The sequence below is a fragment of the Sphingobacterium corticis genome (genome assembly GCF_042684745.1).
Lineage (GTDB): Bacteria > Bacteroidota > Bacteroidia > Sphingobacteriales > Sphingobacteriaceae > Sphingobacterium > Sphingobacterium corticis.
On the sequence record NZ_JBHUMA010000006.1, the window covers coordinates 37738 to 49775 of the forward strand.

The following is a 12038-nucleotide window of genomic DNA, read 5'->3' on the forward strand; positions in this document are numbered from 1 at the left end:
GTTTTTATTTTCTATTTACAATAGTACCGGTTGCTTGTGCGGTCGGCATAATTAAAAGATCATTTATGTTAATGTGCGCTCGGCGCGATAAAACGAAAGCAATCACTTCTGCAATATCCTGTCCCGTCAATGCGTCCACGCCCTTATAAACAGCTTTCGCACGTTCCGTATCTCCATGAAAACGCACTTCCGAAAATTCGGTTTCTACCATGCCCGGGTTGATTGCGGAAACGCGAATTCCTTTTTCTAATAGATCAATGCGCATCGCTTTGTTGAGTGCATCCACGGCATGTTTACTTGCACAGTAGACATTTCCATTCGGATAAACTTCCTTGCCTGCAATGGAGCCGATGTTGATGATATGTGCGTTCGAACTCTTTTCCAGTAAAGGAATTACAGCCCGGCTTACGTACAATAAACCTTTTACGTTGGTGTCAATCATGGTGTCCCAATCGCTGAGTTTTCCGGCTTGAATAGGATCCAAGCCCTGGCTTAATCCGGCGTTGTTGATGAGTACGTCGATGTTTTTCCAAGCTTCCGGCAAAGCCGATATAGCATCTTGAACCGCTGCAGCATCGCGAACATCTAGCGTGAACGTATAAACGTCTGTACCTGGATGTTCATTTTTTATCGTTTCTTCAAGCTCCTGCAATCGCTCAGTACGGCGCGCGCACAGAATCAATCGATAACCTTCTTTTGCTAAAACAAAAGCGCAAGCTTTTCCGATGCCCGAACTCGCTCCAGTAATTAATGCCGTTCTTTTCATCTGCTCTCTTATTTTGTTGATTCGTAAATGGTGCAAAATCCGAAGGTTTGCGGACGCACTTTTGTTTCACTAAATCCTGCTTGCTGCATCATTCCGGCAAAAACTTTTCCGCTCGGAAACTGGGCAACGGATTCCGGTAGGTAGCTGTACGCTCGGTGATCTTTAGAAATCAGTCGTCCCATTGCCGGTGTGAATTTGTGGAAATAGAAATGGAATAGCTGTTTAATCGGGAATGCGGTAGGATTGGATAATTCCAAAACAATCGCTTTTCCGCCGGGACGAATTACTCGATTAATTTCATCTAAACCTTTTTGTAGGTGCTCGAAGTTACGCACGCCAAACGCCACAGTAACTGCATCGAAAGAATTATCTTCAAATGGCAGGCTTTCCGAATCGCCCAACATCACCTCAAATTGCTTGCTTAATCCTTTCTTTTGGATCTTTTCTTTAGCAACAGATAGCATGCCTTCGGATATATCCAAACCCACAATTTTTTCGGGATTCAATATTTTGATGGATTCAATAGCAAAATCTCCAGTTCCCGTTGCTACATCGAGAATGCGTTGCGGCTTGATACTACGAAGGGAGCGAATGGCTTTTTTGCGCCATATAATATCAATGCCCATCGTCATAAAGCGGTTTAGCATATCATACGTGCCCGATATGTTGTTGAACATATCTGCCACCTGCTCTTTTTTATTGCCGTCCGCCGAATAAGGTTTTACCGTAGGTTGAGGAACTGTCATAGCTACAAAGATACAATAATGTAAGACGTCCGGTAAACGTTTCGATGCTGATTAACAAACAAATTGCTATTGTCCGCTCAATTGTCTGATCATAAGAAGGTATTCGCTCCATGTTGGTAAGCCAAATTCAGTTCTTAGTTTATCAAGATCGTCCTCATTCTCTAGTAAATATGGTACTATTTCAATTTGTTTTTTGTTCGTATTATCGATGGTTTTTACGCGATATTCTACTTGAGTGCCGTAACGTTGTGGATTTCCAGTGTTCTTTGCGACGCGATCATACATGTAAGCATAGTCTTTCTTATTTGCGACTACAGCTCCTCGATCAATTGCCGCTTTCATTTCCTTTAGGTAACGCATTTGAAATTTTGTGTCGTGATCCGCGTGTTGAACCATCATCCAAACGACATGTGTGGCGTCGATCCCGAGATCTTTCTCCCATAGAAAACCATACAGCGAAAACAATCCTTTTAATATTTCCGTATTTGCCTCAAAAACTTTTTTTTGTTCCCTGGAAACGGAATCCATGGATAGATCTGGGTAAGCGTGCAGGTGATTGTTTTTAAGTTCAGATTTCCATTGCGCCAGTTGATCTTGATTACCCATCGAAAGGATGGAAAGTGCTAAATTTGGGAATTTAATACTTTCCACAATTAACATACTAGAAACTCGCTCTTGATGTTTGATAACGATAGTCTTCCAAATATCATTGGCTCTCAATTTGTCGAAACTTGGATTTGCAGTGAAATATTGCAGATCCATAAATCCCGAATCTAACGCGGTTACGATGTTGTCGGCACTTTTCGTCAAATCGCCTTTTTCCGCATACATTGTTGCCAAATTGAGCGTTAAATTATGCGAGTAATTTGTCTTTTCTCTGATGTGATGATAGAGCTTGATGCTTTCGTCAAGATTTCCGCAGAAATATAATGAGTCGGCTCGGTACAAGGATGCTTTTAATTCGGAATCACGGAGATGAACAGCGTAGCGCTGCGCGTGCAGGTGCTGAAAAATCAATAAGCTTAATGTTAGAAAAATTAGTTTTCTCATGTGATTATATGTTTTTTTCTATCTCCAAAATCTTATACATGTAGGTTGTTCTGGTAAGAACTCCATCTGGAGAAAATGCATAATCGGGAATGGATCCAGCGACTATCCAACCACATTTTTGATATAATTTCTGGGCATTGCTATCTGTCGCTGTGTCTAACACAATCAGCGATTTCTTGTTTACTTTGGCGATCTTTTCTATTGCGTCTAGTAACGCTACTGCTATACCATTTCTCCTATGATCGGCGTGAACCATCATTTTTGCGAGCTCTGTCCGATGCGTTTGGTTTTCCGGAAGATCAATATGCAGTTGAACTGTGCCGACTGTGAGATCCGTCGCCATATGTTTGGCTATCAATAAGACAGTTTCGTTATCGGCCACTTTTTTAAAAGTGCTGTTCCAAAGATCAACATACTTCTCATGACTTGTTTCGTTTAGGAAACCTATTGACGCGCCATGCTCGACGGTACTTTTAGTTAGTTTCACTAAACCTTCTAATATCTCATTCGTTGGTTCGAATATCTGTTTGATTTCGTATGCTGAATTCATTTTTAAAAGTAAAATTTTTAAAATCGTAAACTAAGATTTGCTCAGAAAATAAAAATAGCCATCTTATGCAAGTGATTCGTTAAAAATGTAAATAAACAATCGGTCAATTCTTTCAAGAGTGGATACTCGAATATGTCAGATTTTAGTCTGCAAATTTTGATCAGAGAAAAAGAGTCATTACGTTATTAACATTTCTAATGTGAATTAAACATATCTTTATCGACTTGTAAAGCAGTGAATTACAAACGTTGTGAACAAATGCCAATTTTAACCTGTGGAATACTTATTGCTTGTAGCATATATTAAAGCATACAGAAATGCGTTTGTAAATAAAGGTGTTTAAAACTTATATGATGGGCGGATTCTATTTTTCTTACTTTTGCTATCCGGCTCGAGATTTCCCAACAAGGGCATCCGACCAAGCGTGTAAAAATCCTACGAAATCCAATTAAAATATATGTCAGAACAAGGCGAATTCAATCCAAGCGATTCCGGGAAAACCGGTAGAGCAAATTTGAACAGAAAGCGGACAAGTGTAAGCAACTTGATCGGAGGACTGGGCAAATTACCTCCGCAAGCACCCGACTTAGAGGAAGCGGTATTGGGTGCGCTGATGTTGGAAAAGAATGCCTTAAGTGAGGTCATCGATATTTTAAAGCCGGAATCTTTCTACAAGGAAGCGCATCAAAAGATTTTTCAAGCGATTTATAATCTTTTTCAAAAAACTTCTCCCATTGATTTGCTGACGGTTACCACCGAGCTACGTCAAATGGGTGCGTTGGAAATGGTTGGTGGCGCATATTACATTACGCAGTTGACCGACCGTGTCGTTTCTGCAGCGAATATCGAATATCACGCGCGGATCATTTCCCAAAAGTACATTCAACGTGAATTGATCCAAGTTTCTACAGAAATCATCAATTCATCCTACGATGAAACCAGCGATATTTTCGATTTATTGGATCACGCTGAAAAGAGCTTGTTTGATATTGCTCAAAACAACCTGCGTCGCGATTCCCGCAAGATGGATGATATCATGCGGGAAGCGATTAATAATTTAGAATTATTGCGCGATCGCACAGATGGATTAACCGGAATTCCAAGTGGATTAACAGCTTTGGATCGTATGACTTCCGGTTGGCAACCTTCTGATTTGGTAATTATTGCGGCGCGTCCTGCGATGGGTAAAACTGCCTTCGTACTTTCCGTAGCACGTAATGCCGCGGTGGATCATCAACGCCCCGTTGCGGTGTTCTCTTTGGAGATGTCTTCCGTACAGTTGGTAAATCGTTTGATCGCCGGCGAAACGGAGATTGAGCAAGAGAAATTAAAAAAAGGAAATTTAGCAGATCACGAATGGCAACAACTGCATTCGCGAATCGGCCGATTGACCGAAGCGCCGCTTATTATCGATGATACTCCGGCGCTGAACGTATTCGAATTCCGTGCGAAATGTCGCCGTTTGAAAGCGCAGCACGATATTCAAATGGTTATCGTCGATTATTTGCAGCTGATGCATGGTAAGAGCGAAGGCAAAGGTGGCGGTAACCGTGAGCAGGAAATTGGTAGTATTTCCCGCGCATTGAAATCCGTAGCGAAAGAGCTCAATGTCCCCGTTTTGGCGCTTTCTCAGTTAAGTCGTGCGGTGGAATCCCGACCAGGAAATAGTAAGCGTCCGATGCTGTCCGATTTACGTGAATCTGGATCTATCGAGCAGGATGCGGATATGGTGTTGTTCTTGTATCGTCCGGAATATTATGGTATGACGGAGGATGAGGAAGGTCGCCCAACGGCGGGTGTCGGCGAAGTAATTATTGCGAAGCACCGTAACGGTGAAACCGGAATTGTGCCGTTGAAATTCGTTGGTAAATACGTGAAATTCGTCGATTTGGAAGATGATTTCTACGGCGCTAGCGGCGGCAACGATGATGGCTTTGGAGCATTTGGTGGTCCACCTTCGCCTTCGGCGATGGCTCCGTCAGATAGTTTTGGCGGTGGCGGTATCACGATGCCTTCGCGCATGAACGATATGCCGGACGATGCGCCGTTTTAGTGGTTAGCGCCTCGGACCCAAACCAACGGCTAGGCAACCTGCCGGATTTTTCTTATTTTTACACCTTGGTATCATTACTTTTCAACAACTAAAAAGGAAGTTATTTTGGATTATTTAGCGGGACTCAATCCCTCTCAACGTGGTGCAGTAGAACAAACTCAAGGACCTGTAATGATTGTTGCCGGAGCCGGCTCCGGAAAAACACGGGTAATTACTTATCGCGTTGCCCATTTAATTCGTCAAGGCGTGGATCCGTTCAATATTTTGGTGCTGACGTTTACCAACAAGGCGGCAAAGGAAATGCGAGAGCGGATTATGAAAGTTGTCGGTTCGGAAGCTAAGAATATTTGGATGGGGACGTTTCACTCGGTTTTTGCGCGTATTCTGCGTTCAGAAGCGGAGCTGATTGGTTATCCGCGGAATTTCACGATCTACGATACCGACGATACAAAAAGTTTGTTGCGCGCAATCTTGAAAGAGATGAACTTGGATGACAAGCTGTATAACGCCAACCACGTTTACGGCCGTATTTCATCTGCCAAGAATAACCTGATATCACCGCAAGAATACAATAAAAACGAAGCTATCATGGCGGAGGATCGTTCCAACGGTCGCCCGCAATTAGGTGAAATTTATATGACTTACGCCCAGCGTTGTTATCGTGCTGGGGCTATGGATTTTGACGATTTACTATTCAAAACCAACGTTTTATTAAATAAACATCCGGATACGTTGCATAAATACCAACATCAATTTAAATACCTGATGGTGGATGAGTATCAGGATACCAACTTTTCGCAGTATTTGATCGTGAAGCGATTGGCTGCGGTGCACGAAAACATTTGTGTGGTTGGTGATGATGCGCAAAGTATTTATGCATTCCGCGGAGCGAATATCCAAAACATCTTGAATTTCCAAAAGGATTACCCGGATGTGCAGGTTTTCAAGTTGGAGCAGAACTATCGTTCCACGAAAATGATCGTGAATGCGGCAAACAGCATTATTGCAAACAATAAAAACCAGCTTGAAAAGAACGTTTTCTCGGACAACGAAGAAGGGGAGAAGATCAAAGTCAGTCGTGCTTTTTCGGATAATGAAGAAGGTAAAATCGTAGCAGAAGCGATTACGCAGGAGAAAGCGTTGAAAAGCTTGAACTACAAAGATTTTGCGATTTTATATCGAACAAATGCACAATCTCGTTCTTTGGAGGAAGCTTTGCGCAAGCTCAACGTTCCTTACAAGTTATACGGTGGAACATCATTCTATCAACGGAAAGAGATCAAGGATTTAATTGCGTATTTCCGCATGACGTACAACCCGAATGACGAGGAAGCGCTCAAGCGCGTAATCAATTATCCGCGTCGCGGAATTGGCGATACTACGATCGAGCGATTGATGGTGGCTGCCGATAAAAACAATTATCGCTTGTGGGATGTCGTTGCGAATGCAGGCAGTTTTCTCGATGGCCGCAGCGCCACGGCGGTGGTTAACTTTGCGACAATGATCCAAAGTTTTCAAGCGGCTGCGAAAACAAATACGGCTTTCGATACCGCAATGCATATCGCGCAACATTCTGGAATTCTGAAAAGCTTGTACGAAGATAAGTCGGTCGAAGGATTGAGTCGCTATGAGAATATTCAGGAATTGCTGAATGGTATTAAGGAGTTTTCGGAGCGCGAGGATTTGGAAGAAAAAGGATTGGACATCTTTTTGCAGGATGTCGCTCTTTTGACTAATGACGATAACGATAAAGATCCAAATGCAGATACCGTTTCTTTGATGACGATCCACGCTTCTAAAGGCTTGGAGTTTACAGAGGTTTTTATTGTTGGGATGGAGGAAAATTTATTTCCTTCGCAACTGTCGCTTAACTCACGTTCGGAATTAGAAGAGGAACGCCGCTTATTTTATGTAGCGGTGACACGTGCCGAGAAGAAGTTGCATATTTCTTATGCGACGTCGCGCTACCGTTGGGGATCGTTAAATAACTGCGAACCAAGCCGATTTTTAGATGAATTGAATCCAAGTTGTTTGGAATTAGATTTCAAACCGCGGGTTGCGGCTTCGCAAGGAGAAAGTTTTCAGTCGGAACGCGTAGCTTGGCAACGTGAAGAATCTTTCAGCAAACCGAAGCCAAAAGTAGTAAAAACTACTTCTATTTTGCCAAAGGCGCACGTGCCAACGCCTGGTTTCGCACCGTCGGATACCAGCACGTTACAAGTTGGTATGGAAGTTGAGCATGAACGATTTGGTTTCGGTAAGGTGGTAAACCTTGAAGGCAACCGTCCGGATATTAAAGCAACTATTTTCTTTAAAGAGTTGGGACAGAAGCAATTGTTGCTTAAATTTGCAAAACTTAGAATTGTATAACGTAATACGTAAAAACTTAAAATAGACGCTATCCACTTCATTGCTAAGCGTTTATATACAAAATAACACTATGAATTTTGATTATAATAGTACTCGGTCGCACCTGATTTTGGCCGAATATGGCCGTAATGTGCAGAACATGGTCGACTATATTTGTACGATTTCCGATCGGGAAGAGCGCAATCGCTTAGCGCAGGTCGTAATTGATATGATGGGCGTGCTGAATCCGCATTTGCGAGACGTTTCGGACTTTAAACACAAATTATGGGATCATTTGTACATCATTTCTGATTTCAAGATTGATGTGGACTCTCCATATCCAATTCCCGATCGAGATCAAATCCGCCAAAAGCCGGAAACCATCGCGTATCCGCAACGTAGCATCCGTTACAAACACTACGGTCGCACCGTGGAGGATATGATCAAGAAAGCCATTGAGCAACCTAATCCTGAACATGCGGAACGTATGGCATTGTCCATTGCAAACTTTATGAAAATGGCGTATTTGTCATGGAATAAAGATTCGGTTTCGGACGATCATATCATTCAAGATTTACGCGAATTATCGAAAGGTGCACTAACGTTGCCAAGCGATACCGTTTTAACGAAATTGGACTTCAAAACAGCGCCTCCAGGAAGTCGAACTAAAACTGCCACCAATAATCAGCAAAATAATAATCAGAAGGGTGCTGGATCGGGCGGTAAAAAGGTAATGAAGAAAAAGGTTGGTGGATATAGTAACAATAACAACAACAATAATTACCGGAGCAACAACAACAATAACTACAATAATAACAGAAAGAAATTTCAATAAGTCAATTCAAGAATAATGCGCCCCAGAAGGCGCATTATTCTTGAATTGCTAGAAGGATGTGTATATGAATGCATTTGAAATACGTGGCGGGAAGCCATTGAGCGGGGAAATTGTTCCACAGGGGGCAAAAAATGAAGCGTTGCAGATTATTTCTGCTGTTTTATTATCAGCAGAAAAAATTACTATCAGTAATATTCCGGATATCAAGGATGTTAACAAGTTAATCGATTTATTGATCGCATTAGGCGTTTCCGTAAATCGTATTAACGATGATACCTACGAATTTGAAGCAAAGGATATCAATATCGATTATTTCCAATCCGAAGAGTTCAAGAAAAAAGGTGGAAGTCTACGCGGATCGATTATGATTGTTGGCCCTTTGTTGGCGCGATTCGGTAAAGCTGCTATCCCGAAACCGGGAGGCGATAAAATTGGTCGTCGTAGGTTAGATACCCACTTTTTAGGTTTTGAAAAACTAGGTGCAAAATTTGTTTACGACGCCGAGAAGCATTTCTTTAATGTGGATGCTACGCAATTGAAAGGGACGTACATTTTAATGGATGAAGCTTCCGTGACCGGAACAGCAAACATTGTGATGGCTGCGGTTTTAGCGGAAGGAACCACAACCATTTATAACGCAGCTTGCGAACCTTATTTGCAACAATTGTGTAAAATGCTTAATCGCATGGGCGCAAACATTTCCGGAATTGGATCGAATTTGTTGACGATCGAAGGCGTGAAATCTTTGGGAGGAACAACGCACCGTATGTTGCCGGATATGATTGAAATCGGGTCATTTATCGGATTAGCAGCCATGACGGGTTCCGAGATTACTATTAAGGATGTTTGCTTTAAAGAATTGGGAATCATTCCATCGGTTTTTTCACGCTTAGGAATTAAGTTTGAATTGCGTGGTGATGATATTTTCATTCCTGCTCAAGATAGTTACGAGATCGACACGTTTATCGATGGTTCGATTCTGACCATTTCTGATGCGCCTTGGCCAGGATTTACACCGGATTTATTGAGTATCGTGTTGGTGACCGCTATTCAGGCTAAAGGAAATGTGTTGATCCACCAGAAAATGTTTGAAAGCCGTTTGTTCTTTGTCGATAAGCTGATCGATATGGGTGCGCAAATTATTCTTTGCGATCCGCATCGTGCAACGGTGATCGGGCTGAACAAACAAAATACCTTGCGTGGTATCGAAATGACCTCACCAGATATTCGTGCTGGCGTGTCTTTATTGATTGCCGCATTGTCCGCTCAAGGAACGTCATTGATCCATAATATCGAACAAATTGAGCGCGGATATCAGCATATTGAGAAACGTTTGAAAGCTTTGGGAGCGGATATACGTCGTGTAGAAGCTTTACCTCAAGGGCATTAAGCTTTCTATTATTTTTTTAGATATTTGATAATACTTTATATCTTTGTTTCAAATTTAGATGTTTAAACATTAATTTAAATAACCATGAAAAGAATGACCGTAGTAGCAGCTGCAGCTGCACTTATTTTGTCGGCATGTGCTGGCAATCCAGAAGGTAAAAAAGCTGAAACAGCAGATGCTATCGAAAGTGGCGAAGCAGTAGGTACCGCTTATCAAGTAGATACCACACAATCCACAGTAAAGTGGACAGGTACTAAAATGACCGGCGCGCACGAAGGTACGGTAAACATTAAATCTGGTGAGCTTTTCGTTGATAACGAAGCGATTACGGGTGGTAGCTTTGTGTTGGATATGAACACAATTAGTTCAACTGATTTGGACGGTGAATACAAAGAAAAATTGGATGGTCACTTGAAAGCAGAAGATTTCTTCAACGTTGCGGCGAACCCTGAAGCTTCTTTCCAAATTACAGAAGTGAAAGCTGGTGCATCGGCAAATGAAGTAAAAATCTCTGGTAACTTAACGATCAAAGGTATTTCTAAAAACATCACTTTCGATGCGAAAGTGGATGAATTAACTGAAACTACGGTTAAAGCTAGCGCTGATTTCAATATCGCTCGCGAGGACTGGGGAGTTAATTACTCCGGTAAAGAAGATGATTTGATCTCTAAAGAAATCAACTTCAAAATCGCTTTAGTTGCTACAAAAGCATAGTTATAAATGATAGCCGACTTTGTCGGAAATAAGGAAAACCTACGGATGAAAATCTGTAGGTTTTTTTGTGAAATAACGGGTTCAGACCTTTTATAAATGCCCGTTTTTTGTATATTTAGGGCTTAAAGTTTGAGCTATGAAAACTATTGATGATTTAAATTTTTCGGGTAAAAAAGCCCTGATTCGTGTGGATTTCAATGTGCCATTGGATGAGGATTTCAATATTACCGATGATAACCGTATTCAAGGCGCTTTGCCAACAATACAAAAAGTATTAAAAGACGGCGGTTCTGTTATCTTAATGTCGCATTTGGGTAGACCAAAAGAAGGACCAACTGATAAATATTCGTTGAAACATATTGTTTCTCATCTTTCATCTGTTCTGGGTGTTGATGTACAATTTGCGAACGATTGTATCGGTCAAGAGGCAACTGATAAAGCAGCTGCTTTGCAAGCCGGACAAGTTTTGTTGCTGGAAAACTTACGTTTTTACAAAGAAGAAGAAAAAGGAGACGAAGCTTTCGCGAAGAAATTGGCGGATTTAGGTGATGTGTACGTGAATGATGCATTCGGTACTGCGCACCGTGCACATGCTTCTACAGCGATTATCGCAGCAAATTTTCCAGATGCGAAATGCGCAGGCTTTTTGATGGCCAAAGAAATTGAGAACGCAGAAAAGGTACTAAACAAACCTACGCGCCCTTTCACCGCAATCATGGGCGGAGCGAAGGTTTCCGATAAATTGGAGTTGATTGAAGCTTTATTAGAAAAGGTGGATAACTTAATCATTGGTGGCGGTATGGCTTATACATTCGTGAAAGCGCGTGGTGGCGAAATTGGTCAATCGTTAGTAGAACTAGATAAACTAGATTTGGCGAACGAACTAGTGAAAAAAGCGGAAGAGCAAAACGTGAATTTGGTGTTGCCAACGGATGCTCAAATTGCAGATCGTTTTGCCAATGATGCAGTAGTTTATGACGGTGCGAATGATCAAATTCCAGCAGATAAACAAGGTTTGGATATCGGTAAAGAATCAGCAGAACATTTTGCGGAGGTAATCAGTGCTTCTAATACATTGTTGTGGAATGGTCCGATGGGTGTTTTCGAAATGGATACATTCGCGAAAGGAACACGCGTTGTTGCTGATGCGGTTGTTGCGGCGACAGAAAAGGGAGCATTCTCATTAATTGGGGGAGGTGATTCAGCAGCGGCAGTTTCCAAATTTGGAATGACGGAGCACGTAAGTTACGTGAGTACTGGTGGTGGTGCTTTGTTGGAATACATGGAAGGCAAGACGCTTCCAGGCGTGAAAGCTATCTTAGATTAATCTAGGGGAATATATGATAACGAAAACTCCGATGGATTGTGATCCTTCGGAGTTTTTTGGTTTTTGGGTTTATGGCTTCAATAAATCCGTCTTTGCGAAGCTTAGGTACGAATGGCTACATAATGTCAACAACTTTACGTGTTTACCTCTCAACATTTTAATCCTATCAACTCCATAAATAGATCACTTCGTCGTGCCTTCTCGTGATGACGGAGAAAGTTGTAGATTTTGCGTAAAAGAACTTCACGACTTTACAGC

General features: G+C 41.9%; 10 protein-coding genes. 6 read left to right on the forward strand and 4 right to left on the reverse strand.

The window, feature by feature from the left end; genetic code table 11:
- Positions 1 to 4: 4 nt before the first annotated feature.
- The 4 genes from ACFSQ3_RS06255 to ACFSQ3_RS06270 all read right to left on the reverse strand — a co-directional run bounded on the left by ACFSQ3_RS06255 (position 5) and on the right by ACFSQ3_RS06270 (position 3112).
- Entirely contained in the window at positions 5 to 766 is a 762-nt protein-coding gene (locus ACFSQ3_RS06255; RefSeq protein WP_380868549.1) for an SDR family NAD(P)-dependent oxidoreductase, read from the reverse strand.
- A gap of 8 nt (positions 767 to 774) precedes the next feature.
- Entirely contained in the window at positions 775 to 1512 is a 738-nt protein-coding gene (gene ubiE, locus ACFSQ3_RS06260) for a bifunctional demethylmenaquinone methyltransferase/2-methoxy-6-polyprenyl-1,4-benzoquinol methylase UbiE (protein WP_380868551.1), read from the reverse strand.
- Between the two features lie 66 nt (positions 1513 to 1578).
- Positions 1579 to 2562 (reverse strand): DUF6624 domain-containing protein, encoded by a 984-nt coding sequence (locus tag ACFSQ3_RS06265; RefSeq protein ID WP_380868552.1) that lies wholly within the window; start codon positions 2560 to 2562, stop codon positions 1579 to 1581.
- Between the two features lie 4 nt (positions 2563 to 2566).
- Positions 2567 to 3112: a GNAT family N-acetyltransferase gene (locus ACFSQ3_RS06270; protein ID WP_380868553.1), complete on the reverse strand. Its 546-nt coding sequence runs from the start codon at positions 3110 to 3112 to the stop codon at positions 2567 to 2569.
- Between the two features lie 457 nt (positions 3113 to 3569).
- On the opposite strand from ACFSQ3_RS06270, the gene dnaB reads away from it, so the two are divergent.
- The 6 genes from dnaB (at position 3570) to ACFSQ3_RS06300 (ending at position 11780) form a co-directional block, all read left to right on the forward strand.
- A complete protein-coding gene (gene dnaB / locus ACFSQ3_RS06275) occupies positions 3570 to 5165 on the forward strand; it encodes a replicative DNA helicase (RefSeq protein ID WP_380868555.1) in 1596 nt (531 codons plus the stop codon).
- 105 nt (positions 5166 to 5270) lie between these two features.
- Complete coding sequence (locus tag ACFSQ3_RS06280; protein ID WP_380868557.1) at positions 5271 to 7535, forward strand: ATP-dependent helicase; 2265 nt, start codon at positions 5271 to 5273, stop codon at positions 7533 to 7535.
- Between the two features lie 70 nt (positions 7536 to 7605).
- Positions 7606 to 8349, forward strand: coding sequence for a DUF4290 domain-containing protein (locus ACFSQ3_RS06285; protein ID WP_380868559.1), 744 nt, complete (start codon positions 7606 to 7608; stop codon positions 8347 to 8349).
- 64 nt (positions 8350 to 8413) lie between these two features.
- Positions 8414 to 9739 carry a UDP-N-acetylglucosamine 1-carboxyvinyltransferase gene (murA, locus tag ACFSQ3_RS06290; RefSeq protein ID WP_380868561.1) on the forward strand — a complete coding sequence of 442 codons (1326 nt, stop codon included), beginning with the start codon at positions 8414 to 8416 and terminating at the stop codon, positions 9737 to 9739.
- Between the two features lie 84 nt (positions 9740 to 9823).
- A complete protein-coding gene (locus tag ACFSQ3_RS06295; RefSeq protein ID WP_380868563.1) occupies positions 9824 to 10453 on the forward strand; it encodes a YceI family protein in 630 nt (209 codons plus the stop codon).
- A 136-nt stretch (positions 10454 to 10589) separates the two neighbouring features.
- Complete coding sequence (locus ACFSQ3_RS06300; RefSeq protein WP_380868565.1) at positions 10590 to 11780, forward strand: phosphoglycerate kinase; 1191 nt, start codon at positions 10590 to 10592, stop codon at positions 11778 to 11780.
- Positions 11781 to 12038 lie beyond the last annotated feature (258 nt).